General features: G+C 71.2%; 14 protein-coding genes. 6 read left to right on the forward strand and 8 right to left on the reverse strand.

Annotation, left to right across the window (positions count from 1 at the left end; genetic code table 11):
* Positions 1-367: 367 nt before the first annotated feature.
* On the reverse strand, positions 368-1,009 hold the full coding sequence (locus ACZ3IG_RS28250) for a DNA-3-methyladenine glycosylase (protein ID WP_467435556.1): 642 nt from the start codon (positions 1,007-1,009) through the stop codon (positions 368-370).
* A 150-nt stretch (positions 1,010-1,159) separates the two neighbouring features.
* Here ACZ3IG_RS28250 and ACZ3IG_RS28255 point away from each other — a divergent pair, with 150 nt between their 5' ends.
* The 3 genes from ACZ3IG_RS28255 to ACZ3IG_RS28265 all read left to right on the forward strand — a co-directional run bounded on the left by ACZ3IG_RS28255 (position 1,160) and on the right by ACZ3IG_RS28265 (position 3,185).
* Positions 1,160-1,942, forward strand: a complete 783-nt coding sequence (locus ACZ3IG_RS28255; RefSeq protein ID WP_467435558.1) for a sporulation protein — start codon at positions 1,160-1,162, stop codon at positions 1,940-1,942.
* Between the two features lie 41 nt (positions 1,943-1,983).
* On the forward strand, positions 1,984-2,523 hold the full coding sequence (locus ACZ3IG_RS28260) for a YbhB/YbcL family Raf kinase inhibitor-like protein (RefSeq protein WP_467435559.1): 540 nt from the start codon (positions 1,984-1,986) through the stop codon (positions 2,521-2,523).
* Between the two features lie 155 nt (positions 2,524-2,678).
* Positions 2,679-3,185, forward strand: a complete 507-nt coding sequence (locus ACZ3IG_RS28265) for an HNH endonuclease (protein WP_467435560.1) — start codon at positions 2,679-2,681, stop codon at positions 3,183-3,185.
* A 110-nt stretch (positions 3,186-3,295) separates the two neighbouring features.
* Here the strand turns inward: ACZ3IG_RS28265 and ACZ3IG_RS28270 are convergent, their stop codons facing one another.
* The 3 genes from ACZ3IG_RS28270 to ACZ3IG_RS28280 form a co-directional block, all read right to left on the reverse strand.
* Positions 3,296-4,237: an SPFH domain-containing protein gene (locus ACZ3IG_RS28270; RefSeq protein WP_467435562.1), complete on the reverse strand. Its 942-nt coding sequence runs from the start codon at positions 4,235-4,237 to the stop codon at positions 3,296-3,298.
* 160 nt (positions 4,238-4,397) lie between these two features.
* Entirely contained in the window at positions 4,398-4,829 is a 432-nt protein-coding gene (locus ACZ3IG_RS28275; protein ID WP_467435563.1) for an NfeD family protein, read from the reverse strand.
* Positions 4,830-4,898: 69 nt separating this feature from the next.
* Positions 4,899-5,696 carry an ABC transporter ATP-binding protein gene (locus tag ACZ3IG_RS28280; RefSeq protein ID WP_467435564.1) on the reverse strand — a complete coding sequence of 266 codons (798 nt, stop codon included), beginning with the start codon at positions 5,694-5,696 and terminating at the stop codon, positions 4,899-4,901.
* A 261-nt stretch (positions 5,697-5,957) separates the two neighbouring features.
* Here ACZ3IG_RS28280 and ACZ3IG_RS28285 point away from each other — a divergent pair, with 261 nt between their 5' ends.
* Positions 5,958-6,740, forward strand: a complete 783-nt coding sequence (locus ACZ3IG_RS28285; RefSeq protein ID WP_467435566.1) for a hypothetical protein — start codon at positions 5,958-5,960, stop codon at positions 6,738-6,740.
* Between the two features lie 174 nt (positions 6,741-6,914).
* Here ACZ3IG_RS28285 and chpE read toward each other — a convergent pair whose 3' ends face one another.
* From chpE to ACZ3IG_RS28300, 3 genes are all read right to left on the reverse strand, one after another.
* Positions 6,915-7,163 (reverse strand): chaplin ChpE, encoded by a 249-nt coding sequence (gene chpE / locus ACZ3IG_RS28290; RefSeq protein WP_467435567.1) that lies wholly within the window; start codon positions 7,161-7,163, stop codon positions 6,915-6,917.
* A gap of 112 nt (positions 7,164-7,275) precedes the next feature.
* The gene (locus ACZ3IG_RS28295) at positions 7,276-7,932 is read right to left on the reverse strand and encodes a response regulator (RefSeq protein WP_467435568.1); all 657 of its coding nucleotides are present in this window, start codon (positions 7,930-7,932) and stop codon (positions 7,276-7,278) included.
* Entirely contained in the window at positions 7,925-9,070 is a 1,146-nt protein-coding gene (locus tag ACZ3IG_RS28300) for a GAF domain-containing sensor histidine kinase (RefSeq protein ID WP_467435569.1), read from the reverse strand. Before ACZ3IG_RS28300 ends, ACZ3IG_RS28295 begins: the two co-directional genes overlap by 8 nt.
* 861 nt (positions 9,071-9,931) lie before the next feature.
* Between ACZ3IG_RS28300 and ACZ3IG_RS28305 the strand changes: the two genes are divergently transcribed.
* Positions 9,932-10,639: a transglycosylase SLT domain-containing protein gene (locus ACZ3IG_RS28305; protein WP_467435571.1), complete on the forward strand. Its 708-nt coding sequence runs from the start codon at positions 9,932-9,934 to the stop codon at positions 10,637-10,639.
* A 100-nt stretch (positions 10,640-10,739) separates the two neighbouring features.
* Here ACZ3IG_RS28305 and ACZ3IG_RS28310 read toward each other — a convergent pair whose 3' ends face one another.
* On the reverse strand, positions 10,740-13,334 hold the full coding sequence (locus tag ACZ3IG_RS28310; RefSeq protein ID WP_467435572.1) for an ABC transporter ATP-binding protein/permease: 2,595 nt from the start codon (positions 13,332-13,334) through the stop codon (positions 10,740-10,742).
* Between the two features lie 241 nt (positions 13,335-13,575).
* Here ACZ3IG_RS28310 and ACZ3IG_RS28315 point away from each other — a divergent pair, with 241 nt between their 5' ends.
* On the forward strand, positions 13,576-15,501 hold the full coding sequence (locus ACZ3IG_RS28315) for a streptophobe family protein (RefSeq protein WP_467435574.1): 1,926 nt from the start codon (positions 13,576-13,578) through the stop codon (positions 15,499-15,501).
* Positions 15,502-15,577 lie beyond the last annotated feature (76 nt).

Genomic DNA, 15,577 nt, shown 5'->3' on the forward strand with positions numbered 1-15,577 from the left:
TGCGTTTCCGACTCTATCAGATCCTTTTCCGATCCGATTTCCTCGGTGCTTTCCAGGTTCCCGCTTCCGCGTTTCCCTTTCCGGCGGTTCCGACTCTATCAGATCCTTTCGGGCCTGATTCCCGGTCGGCGGGATTGTCGTCAGCTTCGGGCTTTCGCCTGTCTGCCTTTCGACATTCACTACGTTAGCGGTTCTCCCTGCCGATTCATAATCGGCTTTCGCGGGCTCGAATTCGGGCATGCAGGCACGCCGAAAAGGACCCCGCCGAGGGGTTGTGCTAGGTAGTGGGTTGGCCGCTTCCAGGTCTCGGCGATCGCCGTACCCGCTTCAGCGGCTCGGACTACATTACGGGGCTCGCAAGGGGGCGTCAACTTCGACGTCGCCTCGGTACATGTGCCCGGTATGGGCTCACCGTCGGGTCGTCGGCGATCCAGTAGCGCCAGGGGTGGACGCCGCCGTCTCCGGCCACGCCGGTGCGGGGGCCGTTGCGTACCTGGTCACGGGGTACGGCCGTGCCGGTCAGGATGCGCAACGGGGTGTCGGCGGCGGTGCAGGCGTCCGTGCCGTTCAAGGCCCGGTCGACACCGAGGGCGGTGGCCAGGCGGGCGGGTCCTTTGGCCAGTTCCTTGTCGTTGCGGGCCGAGAGGCGACGGGTCCGGGCCAGTTCGGCGCCCTCGACGATCTCGCCGGCCCGGAGCAGGACCGCACTGGATCTGCCCTCGGGTCCGCACACCAGGTTCATGCAGAACCACATGCCGTAGGTGAAGTAGACGTAGACGTGTCCGGGAGGACCGAACATCACGTCGTTGCGGGCGGTGCGGCCACGGTAGGCGTGGGAGCCGGGGTCGTTCTGACCGTCGTAGGCCTCGACCTCTGTCAGGCGGAGGGCGATCGGGCCGTCCGGGGTGGTGCGGACGAGGATGCGGCCCAGTAGATCGGGGGCCACCTCGAGGACGGGGCGGTCGAAGAACTCCCGCGGCAGGGGCGTACGGTCGGGGGTCGCGATCATGCCGTCCGAGCGTAACGCAGACGGTACGGGCGGCGGGGTGGTCAGGGCGCGGGCTGCTTGTCAGGGTGGGGTGCGGAACCGGCCACGGCCGGATCGCGTATGTAGGGATCAAGGGTTCGGTTCACGCGTAAGCGCTGGAGAGGGAGAGACATGGCGTTCAAGAAGCTGCTCGCGAGTCTGGGAGCCGGCGGGGCCTCGGTCGAGACGGTGCTGAACGAGGTGAACGTCGTGCCGGGCGGCGTCGTCCAGGGTGAGGTGCGGATCCAGGGCGGGTCCGTCAACCAGCAGATCGAGGGACTGTCGGTCGGGCTGCAGGCCAAGGTCGAGGTGGAAAGCGGCGACCAGGAGTACAAGCAGGACATCGAGTTCGCGAAGGCGAGCCTGGGGGGTGCCTTCGAGTTGCAGGCCGGGGCGGTGCACGCGGTGCCGTTCGGTCTGGAGATCCCGTGGGAGACGCCGGTCACCATGATCGACGGGCAGGCGCTGCGCGGGATGAACATCGGGGTGACGACCGAGCTGGCGATCGCGCGGGCCGTCGACTCCAGTGACCTGGACCCGGTCAACGTGCATCCGCTGCCGGCGCAGAAGGCGATTCTGGACGCGTTCATCCAGCTCGGCTTCCGCTTCAAGAACGCGGACATGGAGCGCGGGCACATCCGGGGGACGCGGCAGCAGCTGCCGTTCTACCAGGAGCTGGAGTTCCAGCCGCCGCAGCAGTACCGGGGACTGAACCAGGTCGAGCTGAGCTTCGTCGCCGACGACCAGGCGATGGACGTCATCCTGGAGATGGACAAGAAGCCGGGGCTGTTCAGCGAGGGCAGCGACACCTTCCGGTCGTTCCAGGTCGGGCTCCACGACTACCAGGGGACCGACTGGGCGGCGTACCTCAACCAGTGGCTGTCCGAGGTCGGCAGCAAGCGGAACTGGTTCTAGGCTCGGGACCGACGAGACGAACCCGATCAGGAGGTACCGAGGTGACCGAGCTCAAGCGGCGGCCGCTCCCCCATGACTTCCACCCGCCCGTGCCGGCGTTCACGGTGACGAGTGAGGACGTGCAGGAAGGGGCGACGCTCAAGGAGGCTCAGGTCTACGCGGCCGGCAACACCTCGCCGCATCTGCGGTGGGAGGGCTTCCCGCCCGAGACCAAGAGCTTCGCCGTGACCTGCTACGACCCGGACGCGCCCACGGGGAGCGGGTTCTGGCACTGGGTGGTGTTCGACATCCCGGCCTCGGTGACGGAGCTGCCGGCGGGTGCGGGCAGCGGGAAGTTCGAAGGGCTGCCGGAGGGTGCCGTTCAGGTGCGCAACGACTACGGCAGCAAGGACTTCGGCGGTGCCGCTCCGCCGGCCGGGGACGGGCCGCACCGGTACGTGTTCACGGTGTACGCCGTGGACCAGGAGAAGCTGGGGCCGGACGCCGAGGCGACTCCGGCGTTCGTCGGCTTCAACCTGCGGTTCCACGCCATCGCGCGGGCGCAGTTGATCGGTGAGTACGAGGTGCCCGCCGAAGGCTGATCCGCATGTGAGCGTTCATGGAACGTTTGCCCGTCCCTGGTCTTGGAAGTGATCAGGGACGGGCATTTTTATTGCGTTGTCCATCCCGGCGTGCCCGGCCAGAGTTGATCCAGCCCGCCAGGGGGTGGGCCGGTGCGCACGGGAGGTGGGCTGGTATGCGGGACACGCTGGTGCTGAACGCGAGCTTCGAGCCGCTGTCTACGGTGACGTTGAACCGAGCCGTCGTTCTGGTGCTGCAGGACAAGGCCGTCGTCGAGCAGGCCCACCCCGAACTGCGGATGCGGGGAGCCGCGCTGGACATACCGGCGCCCCGGGTGATCAGGCTGTGCCAATACGTACGGGTGCCCTTCCGAAGACGTGCTCCGTGGTCGCGGCGGGGGGTGCTGGTCCGGGACCGGCACCGGTGCGCGTACTGCGGGCGGAGGGCGACGACCGTGGACCATGTGGTGCCGCGGTCGCACGGCGGGCAGGACACCTGGCTGAACACGGTGGCCTCCTGCGCGGAGGACAATCACCGGAAGGCGAACCGGACGCCCGAGCAGGCGGGGATGCCGTTGCTGCGTCAGCCCTTCGAGCCGACGCCCGCCAATGCGATGTTGCTGGCGCTGGGGCGGGAGGACTTCGCCGCGCTGCCGGAGTGGCTTGTGCTGGACGCGGCGTAGCGCTTCCGCCGTAGGGGGTGCGGTTGTTCCCCCGGGTGCGGGTGCGTGGAGGCTGGTGGCGCGGTTCCCCGCGCCCCCTTACGGCGTTGCTGTTCCGTCAGTCGGCAGTATCAGTCGATGGACGGCTTCTCGCGGCGTTCCTGGGGCGGGACGGTGCCGGTGCTCGGGCTGCCGCCCAGGCCGCCGAAGTTGCCCATCGCGCCGGAGAGGCCCTTGAGGGCGTCGCCGATCTCGCTGGGGACGATCCAGAGCTTGTTGGCGTCGCCCTCGGCGATCTTCGGCAGCATCTGGAGGTACTGGTACGAGAGCAGCTTCTGGTCCGGGTCGCCGGCGTGGATGGCCTCGAAGACCGTACGGACGGCCTGGGCCTCGCCCTCGGCGCGCAGGGCGGCGGCCTTGGCCTCACCTTCGGCGCGCAGGATCTGGGACTGCTTCTCGCCCTCGGCGCGCAGGATCTCGGACTGCCGGACACCTTCGGCCTGGAGGATCGCGGCGCGCTTGTCGCGGTCGGCGCGCATCTGCTTCTCCATCGAGTCCTGGATGGAGGTGGGCGGCTCGATCGCCTTCAGCTCGACGCGGTTGACGCGGATGCCCCACTTGCCGGTGGCCTCGTCCAGGACGCCGCGCAGGGCCGCGTTGATCTCCTCGCGGGAGGTCAGGGTGCGCTCCAGGTCCATGCCGCCGATGATGTTGCGCAGGGTGGTGACGGTGAGCTGCTCGATCGCCTGGATGTAGCTGGCGACCTCGTAGGTCGCGGCGCGGGCGTCGGTGACCTGGTAGTAGATGACCGTGTCGATGTTGACGACCAGGTTGTCCTGGGTGATCACCGGCTGCGGCGGGAAGGGGACGACCTGTTCGCGCAGGTCGATGCGGTTGCGGATGGTGTCGATGAACGGGACGACGATGTTGAGGCCCGCGTTGAGCGTGCGTGTGTAGCGGCCGAAGCGCTCGACGATGGCGGCGCTGGCCTGTGGGATGACCTGGATCGTCTTGATCAGGGCGATGAAGACCAACACCACCAGGATGATCAAGACGATGATGACCGGTTGCATGGTCGTTCCCGTACCCTTCTCCGCCTCGGCGCTCTTGGCAGATCCTGACTGCTGCTGATCTTACGGCTGTTGATCTTACGGCTGTTGAGGATCTTGCTGGTCGAGTCTGACAGACCGTCGTCCGCCTCGTGGGCTGTTCGCCCAGTTGGGTGGTGCGTGGTCACATGATGATCGCGGTCGCGCCCTCGATGTCCACGACGTCCACCTCCTGTCCCACTTCGTAGGCGCGTGCGGTGTCGAGGGAGCGGGCCGACCAGATTTCGCCGGCCAGCTTGACCCGGCCGCCGGAGCCGTCGACGCGTTCGAGGACGACGGCTTGTCTGCCCTTCAACGCCTCGACGCCCGAGAGGAGTTGGGGGCGGTCCTTGCGGTGCCGGGCCGCGATCGGGCGCACCACCGCTATGAGGGCGACCGAGACGATGACGAAGACGAGGACCTGTACGACGACGCCGGCCCCGATCCCGGAGGCGATCGCCGCGGCGACGGCGCCCACGGCGAACATGCCGAACTCCGGCATCGCGGTCACGACGAGGGGAATTCCGAGTGCTGCCGCGGCGACGAGCCACCACACCCATGCGTCGATGTCGTTCACGTGGTCATGGTAGGTCCGGGGGTCGCTGCGGGGACAGGGCGCAAAGGGGACGGAGCGGGTGAGGGCGGGTCAGGAGAGCGGGAGGCCCTGTGCGGTCCAGCGGTCGCCGACCTGTTCCACGACGAGCGGGAGGCCGAAGCAGAGGGAGAGGTTGCGGGAGGTCAGCTCCAACTCCAGCGGGCCGGCGGCCAGTACCTTGCCCTGACGGATCATCAGGACGTGGGTGAAGCCGGGGGCGATCTCCTCGACGTGGTGGGTGACCATGATCATCGAGGGGGCGATCGGGTCGCGGGCGAGGCGGCCCAGGCGGCGTACGAGGTCCTCGCGGCCGCCGAGGTCGAGACCGGCGGCGGGCTCGTCGAGGAGGAGCAGTTCGGGGTCGGTCATCAGGGCGCGGGCGATGAGGGTGCGCTTGCGCTCGCCCTCGGAGAGGGTGCCGAACTTCCGGTCGAGGAACCCGGTCATGCCGAGGCGGTCGAGGAAGGCGCGGGCGCGCTGCTCGTCGATCTCCTCGTAGTCCTCCTGCCAGGTGGCCGTCATGCCGTACGCGGCGGTCAGCACGGTCTCCAGGACGGTCTGGCGCTTGGGCAGCTTCTCGGTCATGGCGATGCCGGCCATGCCGATGCGGGGGCGCAGTTCGAAGACGTCGGTGCCCGGCTTGCCGAGGGTCTCGCCGAGGATGGTGGCGGTGCCCTGGCTGGGGAAGAGGTAGCTGGAGGCGAGGTTGAGGAGGGTGGTCTTGCCGGCGCCGTTGGGGCCGAGGATCACCCAGCGCTCGCCCTCCTTGACCGACCAGGAGACCTGGTCCACCAGAGCCCGGCCCTCACGGACCACGGATACGTCCTGAAGCTCCAGAACATCGCTCATGAGCGCGTTGTCTCCCCTTACAGTGTGGCCGGTCTCGGCTGTCGCGTACGCCTGTGGCTCGGTCGGCCGCGCCGGTGGGCGCCGCCCGCTACGAAATCTACGCCACCGGTCACCTCCGCAGTTCCATCGGGCCGGTCTCCAGGGTGCCTCTGACGGGTCGGCGTGGGGTCGTGCGGGGTCACCGTCGGTCGTCTCGGAAGAGGGGGCGCCGGGCGCCGGGACGCCTCGGTGGTCCGTCCGGGGCGTTCTAGGGTGGTGGGCATGCTCACGGAACCACGTGCAGGACGGCTCGCCGCCTGGGGAAACGCACTACTTGTCGGGGTTGTCTCGCCGGACGACGCCGTGCTCGCGATCGTCGGGGAGGACGCGGTGCACCGCGTGGCGGGGCTGCCGGGTGAGTCGGCGCCGGTCGGGCTGACGCTGGCGCTGGGCCGGCTGCGGGCGCTCGGGGTGACCGGGCTGCGGGTCGCGCTGCCGGCGCCGGGGCATCCGCTGGGGCTGAGCGGGCCGCCGGAGTTCAACGCGCGGGCGCTGGAGGCCGAGGAGGCGGTGGTCTGCCACGGGGCGGCGCTGGGGCTGGTGCCCGAGGTGTCCGAGGCGGGGCCCGAGGGCGATGTCCATGTGGAGGTCGTCTGGCACTGTCTGCCGGTGCGCCAGGCGCCGCCCGCGGATGTGCCGTCGTTGTCGGAGGCCGAGCGGGAGTTGGCGGAGGCGCTCCGGGAGGCGACCGAGGCGCTGACGCGGCTCGACGTGGCCGGGTCGGGGCCGGTGGCGGAGGCGGCGGTCGCCGCGTACCGGGCGCGGGCGGAGGCGGGGCGCGAGGCGCTGGCGCCGGGGTATCCGCCGCGGGCGGTGCGGGTGCTGGAGCTGGCGCAGCGGGTGGGGGCACTGGTCTCACTGGCGTACGAGAACGGGCACGGGGGCGCGGTGAGCGCGTCCGAGATGGCGGCGCGGCAGCATGCGCTGCGGCCGGTGGAGCGGACGGCTCGGCGGGCGCTGGTGGCGGCGTACAACTCCGTCGTGGAGGAACGCGAGCGGGGGTGACGTCGCCGGGCTGGTGGCCGGCGTCGGTGCGAGCCGGCCGGGTCACCCCGGCCCGGCGTCGACGGGGTGCCGTCCGCGCGCGGCCCGTGCCGTCCGCGGCACGGTCGGTCCGCGGGTCGGCGGGGCGGCTGCCCGCGGGCCTGCGAGGCGTACGGCACCCCCGTGGCGGCGACGTCAGTGGTTGACGCCCTCGTTGCCGAAGGCCGGGTTCAGGACGCCGATCACGTTCACGCTGTTGCCCACGGCGTTGACCGGGATGTGGATCGGCGCCTGGACGACGTTGCCCGAGGCGACGCCCGGGGAGCCGACGGCCTCGCCGTGGGCACCGGCACCACCGGGGGTGGCGGAGGCCAGGCCGGCGCCGGCGGCGACCAGCCCGCCGGCCACCATCGTCACGGCCGCTGCCTTCTTCAGGTTCTTCACGTACAACCCCTCCTTGCGATCACCGCGGCAGGCGCCGCGGCACGCACTGGAGAACGGCGGCGTCCGCCGGAGGTTGCGCCATTCGGGGGCCATTCCCACGACGGTATGAATCTCACTCCGGAACGGAACCCTCCGCACTGCCGTGGCGTACGGCCCACAGGGCGGCCTGGGTGCGGTCCGCGAGGTCGAGTTTCATGAGGATGTTGGAGACGTGGGTCTTCACCGTCTTCTCGGACAGGACCAGGGCGCGGGCGATCTCCCGGTTGGAGCGGCCGTCCGCTATCAGTCCCAGCACCTCGCGCTCGCGGTCCGTGAGGGAGCCGGCCCTGCCGTGGCCGGGCCCGGCGCCCTCGGCCGAGAGCAGGGTGCCCGCGACCTCGGGCTGGAGCAGGATGTGCCCGGCGTGCACCGAGCGGATGGCGCCGGCGAGCGCGTCGGGGTCGATGTCCTTGTAGACGTACCCGGCGGCGCCCGCGCGCAGGGCCGGGACGACCGTGCGCTGCTCGGTGAAGCTGGTGACGATCAGTACGCGCGCGGGGTGGCCGAGTGCGCGCAGCCGGCGCAGGGCTTCCACGCCGTCCATGCCCGGCATCTTGACGTCCATGAGGATGACGTCGGGGTTCAGCTCCGTGGCGCGGGCGACTCCTTCCGCGCCGTCCGCGGCCTCTCCGACCACCTCGATGTCGTCCTGGACCTCCAGGAAGGTGCGCAGACCGCGGCGGACCACCTGGTGGTCGTCGACGAGCAGCACCCTGATTGCGTCAGCCACCGGGGACCTCCATCGTGATCGTGGTGCCCTTGCCGGGCGCCGATTCAATGGTCAGGCTGCCGCCGGCCCCGCTCGCCCGGTCCCGCATGGAGACCAGGCCCAGATGGCGCCCCGCGCGGTGCACGTCCTGCGGGTCGAAGCCGCTGCCGTCGTCCGTGACGCGCAGCACGGCGCCCGCCCCGGCCCGGTGCAGCGTCACGTCGACGTGCTCCGCGCCGGAGTGCCGCAGGGCGTTGTGCAGCGCCTCCTGGGCGACGCGCAGCGCGGCCTCCTCCTGGGCGGCGGGCAGGGCCCGGACGCCGTGGCCGGTGAAGGTCACGCGCGCGGTGTGGGCGCGGTCGAGGACCTGGACGTGGGTGCGCAGGGTGGCGACGAGGCCGTCCTCGTCCAGGGCGGCGGGGCGCAGTTCCACCACGGCGGCGCGCAGCTCGTCCGTGGCCTCGGCGGCCAGGGCGGCCACCTGCTGGAGCTCGTCCTTGGCGCGGGCGGGGTCGCGGTCCACCAGGCGGGCGGCGGCCTGGGCGGTGAGGCGGAGGGAGAACAGTTTCTGGCTGACCGCGTCGTGCAGCTCGTGGGCGAGGCGGGTGCGTTCCTCGGCGATGGTCAGTTCGCGGCTGCGCTCGTAGAGGCGGGCGTTGGTGAGGGCGATGGCGGCGTGCTGGGCGAGGATGCCGAGGAGTTCCTCGTCGTCCTGGGTGAAGCCGCAGCCGGTCCGCGGTGTGTCGCAGTTCTTGTTGGCCAGGAAGAGCGCGCCGATGACCTCGTCGCCGTCGCGGATCGGCAGGCCGAGGAAGTCGGCGAGGTCGGGGTGGGCGGACGGCCAGCCGCCGAAGCGGGGGTCCTCGCGGACGTCGGCCAGGCGCTGGGGGCGGCTGTCGTGCAGCATCGCGGCGAGGATGCCGTGCTGGCGGGGCAGGGGGCCGATGGCCTTCCACTGCTCGTCGCTGACGCCGTCCACCACGAACTGGGCGAAGCCGCCGTGGTCGTCGGGGACGCCGAGGGCCGCGTACCGCGCGTCGAGCAGTTCGCGGGCCGAGGCGACGATCGTCTTGAGGACGTCGCGCACCTCCAGGTGCCTGCTCATGGCCAGCAGCGCGGAGCTGACCGCGGCGAGGCCGGACCGGGGGCCGTGACTCATGACCTCACGGTACCGGCGGGGTGTGACAGCGCGGATCGGACCTGTGGCGGGCGGTGAGGCGGTTCGGTGGTCCTAGGGCGGAGGTCCCGGGCGACGTGGCCGGACCCGGCGGAGGATCGGCCCGGTGGCCACATGTTGCGCGCGCGTGCGGTGGAGCCGGTCACCGGCGGTGTGCGTCGCGGCCTCCCACGCGCGCGTGCGGGACGTCGGCAGGCCGGGGCGCCGAGGCCACCGCGTCTGTCTCCCACGCGCGCGTGGAGACGATGACCGGCCCTGACGGTACGCGCGCGTGCGGGAGGTCGGCCAGACCGTGCCGGTGGCCCGCCGGTGCCGGCCCTCCACGCGCGCGTGCGCGACGCGCGGGGACAGAGGCAGCGGCTTCGCGTGGGCGCCAGGCGCTGTGCGCGCCGCCGTCCGGCGCCCCGGGCAGCGGGGAGGTGCCGGGTGCGAACGCGCCGCGGCCCCGGAAGGCGGGGGCGTCCGTGTCCTCCTGCCGGGGACGGGGTCCGGCAGTCACTCACAGATCGCATTGCTTCAGCAACTCGCGGTGAGGTGACAGGGGGGCGGATGTGAGGCCGCGCATAGGGCGCAGATCACCTACGAAGAGGAGTAGGAGGCCGACTCGTCCGATTTGACCGGCACATTGGCCCATTCCGCCCGGTTTCTCCTGCCTCTGATCCACTACCCGTCTTCGTACGTCACACCTTTGCCAGCCGATTTTGCGACCGCTAAGAATTGCTCACGTCGCTCGGTGCCGTGGGCTGTGAACCACGGTGTTCGTGCCGGAAGCACGGAAAACCACCCCTGTACTGACGCAGGACGAGAGCGACCTCCGCGCAACTCGAAGAGGTCTATCCCGCCATGCCCAAGAACATCCTCACCCGTGGTCATAGTCGTTCCCTGACCCGCAACCACAAGATCGCCATAGCCGGTGTCGGCACGCTCGGTGCCGCCGCCCTCGCGTTCTCCGCGGTGCCCGCCAGCGGCCACACGACCGCCACGAGCGAGGCCGCCCCGGCGGCCAAGGTGGCGTACAGCTCCGAGCCGATCAAGGGCGTCAAGGCGTCCGTCACCGACCAGCTCGCCGGCGCCAGCGAGAAGGTCGCGGCCATCGACGCGAAGAAGCAGGCCGCCGCCGACGCCAAGAAGAAGGCCGAGGCGAGCGCCGCCAAGGAGCGCGCCGCCAAGGAGTCCGCCAGCCGGTCCGCCGAGCGCGCCGAGGTGAAGCAGGTCAGCACCAAGAGCTACGCGAACAACCTGAACGGCTGGATCAGCGAGGCCCTGGACATCATGAAGGAGAAGGGCATCCCCGGCTCCTACAACGGCCTGCACAAGAACATCATGCGTGAGTCCTCGGGCAACCCGAAGGCCATCAACGACTGGGACATCAACGCCATCAACGGCGTCCCCTCCAAGGGCCTGCTCCAGGTGATCCCGCCGACCTTCAAGGCGTACCACGTGGCCGGTACCTCCTGGGACATCTACGACCCGGTGGCCAACATCACCGCCGCGGCCAACTACGCGGCCGACAAGTACGGCACCATCGACAACGTCAACAGCGCGTACTGAGGTCAGCGCGGACCTCTTCCCGTATGCCTGTGTGACACCGTCGCGTCGAAGGGCGGCACCCCTGCCGGGGTGCCGCCCTTCGGGCTGTGCGAGGGGCGGTCTACTTGCGCATGACCTCGGGTTCGTGGCGGCGCAGGAAGCGGGCCACGAAGAGGCCGCAGATCACACCGAGGGCCAGTACGGCGGCCATGTCCATGCCCCAGGCGGCGGCGGTGTGCTCCCACAGCGGGTCGGCGCCGGTGCCTGCCTCCGGCGGGCTGATCCGGTTGAAGTCCAGCGTGGCGCCGGCCGCGGCGACCGCCCAGCGCGACGGCATCAGGTACGAGAGCTGGTTGACGCCGACCGCGCCGTTCAGGGCGAACAGGCAGCCCGTGAAGACGACCTGGACGATGGCGAACATGACCAGCAGCGGCATGGTCTTCTCGGCGGTCCTCACCAGCGCGGAGATGATCAGGCCGAACATCATCGAGGTGAAGCCGAGCGCCATGATCGGCAGGGAGAGTTCGAGGAGCGTGAGGCCGCCGAGGACCACGCCCTCCTCGGGGATCTCGCGGGTGGAGAAGCCGATGACGCCGACCAGCAGGCCCTGGAACACGGTGATCACACCCAGGACGAAGACCTTGGACATCAGGTACGCGGAGCGTGACAGGCCGGTCGCGCGTTCCCGCTCGTAGATGACCCGTTCCTTGATCAGCTCGCGGACGGAGTTGGCCGCGCCGGCGAAGCAGGCGCCGACCGCGAGGATCAGCAGGACCGTGGTGGCGGTGCTGTTCGGGGTGGTCTGCCCGGTCCGCTCGTCCACCGGGTTGGGCAGCAGGCCGGTACCCCAGTCGATGGGCAGGCTGACCGCGCCGAGGACGGCCGGCAGGATCACCATCAGGGCGAGGAAGCCCTTGTCGGACGCGATCACCGAGAGGTAGCGCCGCACCAGGGTGGCGAACTGTGCCGTCCAGCCCTGCGGCTTCGGCGGGCGCATAGCCTGCATCGGCGGCATCGCCACGGACTGTGCCGCCACCGCGTCCAGGTCGGCGGCGTACATCTGGTAGTGCTGCGAGCCCTTCCAGCGGCCCGCCCAGTCGTAGTCGCGGTAGTTCTCGAAGGCGGAGAAGACGTCGGCCCAGGTGTCGTAGCCGAAGAAGTTCAGTGCCTCCTCGGGCGGGCCGAAGTAGGCGACGGAGCCGCCCGGCGCGAGCACCAGCAGCTTGTCGCAGAGGGCCAGCTCGGCCACCGAGTGGGTGACGACGAGGACGGTACGGCCGTCGTCGGCCAGGCCGCGCAGCAGTTGCATCACGTCGCGGTCCATGCCCGGGTCGAGGCCGCTGGTCGGCTCGTCCAGGAAGATCAGTGACGGCTTGGTCAGCAGTTCCAGGGCGACGGAGACGCGCTTGCGCTGGCCGCCGGAGAGGGACGTGACCTTCTTGTCCTTGTGGACGTCGAGCTTCAGCTCGCGCAGCACCTCGGCTATGCGGGCAGCGCGCTCCTCTCCCGTGGTGTCGGCCGGGAAACGGAGCTTGGCGGCGTAGCTGAGGGCCTTCTGGACGGTCAGTTCCTTGTGCAGGATGTCGTCCTGCGGGACCAGACCGATGCGCTGGCGCAGTTCGGCGAACTGCTTGTACAGGTTCCGGCCGTCGTAGAGGACCTCGCCCTCGTTCGCCGGGCGGTAGCCGGTGACCGCCTTGAGCAGGGTCGACTTGCCGGAACCCGACGGTCCGATGACCGCGATCAGTGACTTCTCCGGTACGCCGAAGGAGACGTCCTTGAGGATCTGCTTGCCGCCCTCGACGGTGACGGTCAGCCGGCGGGCGGAGAAGGTGACCTCACCGGTGTCGACGAACTCCTCCAGGCGGTCGCCGACGATCCGGAACGTGGAGTGGCCGACGCCCACGATGTCGGCGGGGCCGAGGTGCAGGGAGCCGCCCTTGTCGATCGGCTGGCCGTTGACGTACGTGCCGTTGTGCGATCCGAGGTCGCGGATCTCCATGCGGCCGTCGGGCGTCGAGCGGAACTCGGCGTGACTGCGGGAGACCTGGAGGTCGGAGACGACCAGGTCGTTCTCCAGGGCGCGGCCGATGCGCATCACCCGGCCGAGGGAGATGTGGTGGAACGTGGTGGGGCTGCGGTCGCCGTAGGGCGGCGGCATGGCCGCCGGGCCGTCGGCGTCCGCGGTGCCTGGGCCGCCTGCGCCGCCTGCGCCGTGTTGCTGCGGGATGTGAGGGGCGGGGTGTTCGTGGAGTTGCGGCTGTTGGTAGGGCGCCGGTTGCCGGTAGGGCTCGGGGTCCGGGTAAGGGCCAGGGCCCGGGTGGGGGTCAGGGGCAGGGTAGGGGGCCGGAGCGTCGTGTTCCGCCCCTTGGTCCGCGTACGGCTGCCGGCCGGGCTGTGCTTGCGGGGCGGCCACGGGGGTGGCCGTGCCGGACAGGTTCAGGAGCGGGCCGTCGGTGGCGTTGCCCAGGTGTACGGCCGTACCGGGGACCAGGTCCGACCGGTGGACCCGACGGCCCTGCACGAACGTGCCGTTGGTGCTGCCGTGGTCCTCGATCACCCAACTGCGGCCGTCGAAGCGGACGGTGGCGTGACGCCAGGAGACCCTGGCGTCGTCGAACACTATGTCCCCCTGGGGATCACGCCCGAGGTTGTACGACCTGGACGGATCGAGTGTCCAGGTCTGCCCGTTTGATTCCAGTACGAGTTCCGGCACTCCAAGCCCCACTGAGTTGTCCCCCGATGTACCCCCGTCACGGGGAGTCTAGGGATGTCGAACATCGGGAGGAACTATTTCAGGCACAGCCCCTGACCGAAAGCCGGGCCTTGCGCGAACCGGGCGAGAACGCGTCATCCGGCTCCGTTGACGGGGTTGAAACCTGCCCGGAGAGTGGTAATCCACGCGAGGGGGACATGCGCGGCGACCCGGCCGCGCCGCGCGGATCGGGGGGTCTGCCATGAGCGCGTCCAGGAGTGCGGCGGTCGCGGAACACGGCGCGAAAGTGCCGTGGGGCGATGCACTGCTGTCCGCGATCGCCGCTGTGAGCTGGGCGTTGGTCGGGATGGCGGGGACGGCGGCGCTGGGTCTGCACCTCCTCGGGGCGGACGAGGCGGCCTCGTTGGGGCCGATGACCGCGGCGGCTGTGGCGCTCGGGGCGGGTGGTGCGGTCTCGCCGTCCGGGGATGTGTCCGTCTTCGGGCTGGAGGGCGCGCAGGCGCGTTCCGCCATCGAGATCACGCCACTGGGCGTGAGCCTGGTGGGCGCGCTCCTGCTGTCCTTCTTCTTCCTGCGGTCGTTGCGGGCGGCGGGAGTTGTCGTGGCGCCCGCCGAACTCCTCACCCGCGCGGGGGCGGTGGTCGCCCTCTTCACGGCGATGATGGGCGGGCTGGCCTGGGCGGGCCACGACGTCATCACGATCGACGGGGGCTCGCTGGGGCTGGACGACCTGCCCGGCGGGGACGGGGGCGGGGGCCTGGAGTTTCCCGGGCCGGGGGACATCGGCGGGCTGCTGCCCGACCGGCTGGGGGAACTCGTCGACGCCCAGGCGGCGGTCGGGTTCACCGTGGACACCGCGCCGACGCTGCTGGGCGGGCTGGGCTGGTCCGCGGGGGTGCTGCTCATCGCGCTGCTGGCGTCGCGCCGTACGCCCCTGCCGCGTGGCTGGGACGCCGCGCACCGGGTGGTGCGGCCGGCCGCGTCCGCGCTGGTCGCGGTGGCGGTACTGGCGGTGGTGGCGGGGCTCGCGGCGGCGGCGTACGCGGCGATCGGCGACGACCACCCGCGGCGGATCGCCGGCGCGGCGCTGCTGGGGGCACCGAACGGGGTGTGGCTCGGCATCCCGGTCGGCCTGTTCGTGCCGTGGGACGGGCGGGCGACGGGCGTACTGGCCGGCCTGCTGCCCGATCCGCTGAACGACCTTCTACGCGACGACGCCGGTGAGCCGGTCACCCTCGGGCGGCTCGCGGAACTGGACGGGCGGGTGTGGCTGCTGGCGGTGGCGGCGGGGCTGGTGATGCTGCTGGCAGGGGTGCTCACGGCGGTGCGGACGCCGGTGGGGGCACCGGGGCGTGGGGTGCAGGGGGTGCAGGAGGCACAGGGGGTGCTGGGTTTTGCGGGGCGCTGTGCGCTGCGGCTGGGGGTCGCGACCGCGTCGGCACTGCCGCTGATGGCCTGGCTGGCGGAGGTGTCGGTCGACGCCTCGCTCTCCGTCCTCGGCTTGGACGCGTTCGGCGCCGGGATCGAGCTGCGCGGCAGCCTCGGTGCGGCGCTGCTTCTGGGTGCCGTGTGGGGCGCGGGGGCGGGGGCGGCCGGGGCGTTGCTCGCGTGGGTCACCGGGGCGGCGGGGCGACGGGCGGCACCGCTGGCACGGGGTGAGGCGGGGGTGGTGGGGGCGGCCGGGATGGCAGGAGTGGCAGGGACGGCAGGGGTGGCTCACGAGGGTGGCCAGGGCGGACCTCGATACGCGCGGGGTACGGGGTACGCCGGAGCACCGCCGTATCCGAGCGGTGCGTCGCACGTGGAGCAGCCTCCGTACGGGGAGCAGCCTCCGTACGGGGAGCAGCCTCCGTACGGGGAGCCGGCCGGGCCGCCCGGCCCGTACCGTCCCGGTTCCGGCTACCCTCCGCCGAATCCGGACACCAACCCCTACCTCCGGCCACCAGCCCCCGGCCGGGAGGCCGGGCGTGAGCGGGCGGACGGGAGCGATGTGTACGGTGCGCCCACCGTCGCCGGGCCTGTGCTGCCGCCGAGGCCCGCTCCGCGGCGCCCCCGGCCTCCGTCGGGACGGGGTGAGGGGCCGCCGCCCCCGCCCCCGCCCCCGCCGCCTCCTCCCCCGCCGCCACGGCGACCGCGTCGGCCGGGGCGGCCCGAAGGCGGGGAGTGACCACGCCTGTGTCGCCGCAGCGACAGGTTCGCGCCACCGGACCGACACCGAGAGTTCCGTGTCCGCCAGGCGGACC

The sequence above is a fragment of the Streptomyces sp. NPDC016677 genome (assembly GCF_055562815.1).

Bases quoted from the DNA above. Each gene is read 5' to 3' on its own strand.
- ACZ3IG_RS28250 (WP_467435556.1), bottom strand. From the start codon at position 1,009: ATGATCGCGACCCCCGACCGTACGCCCCTGCCGCGGGAGTTCTTCGAC.
- ACZ3IG_RS28255 (WP_467435558.1), top strand. From the start codon at position 1,160: ATGGCGTTCAAGAAGCTGCTCGCGAGTCTGGGAGCCGGCGGGGCCTCG.
- ACZ3IG_RS28265 (WP_467435560.1), top strand. From the start codon at position 2,679: ATGCGGGACACGCTGGTGCTGAACGCGAGCTTCGAGCCGCTGTCTACG.
- ACZ3IG_RS28270 (WP_467435562.1), bottom strand. From the start codon at position 4,237: ATGCAACCGGTCATCATCGTCTTGATCATCCTGGTGGTGTTGGTCTTC.
- ACZ3IG_RS28280 (WP_467435564.1), bottom strand. From the start codon at position 5,696: ATGAGCGATGTTCTGGAGCTTCAGGACGTATCCGTGGTCCGTGAGGGC.
- ACZ3IG_RS28285 (WP_467435566.1), top strand. From the start codon at position 5,958: ATGCTCACGGAACCACGTGCAGGACGGCTCGCCGCCTGGGGAAACGCA.
- ACZ3IG_RS28300 (WP_467435569.1), bottom strand. From the start codon at position 9,070: ATGAGTCACGGCCCCCGGTCCGGCCTCGCCGCGGTCAGCTCCGCGCTG.
- ACZ3IG_RS28305 (WP_467435571.1), top strand. From the start codon at position 9,932: ATGCCCAAGAACATCCTCACCCGTGGTCATAGTCGTTCCCTGACCCGC.
- ACZ3IG_RS28315 (WP_467435574.1), top strand. From the start codon at position 13,576: ATGAGCGCGTCCAGGAGTGCGGCGGTCGCGGAACACGGCGCGAAAGTG.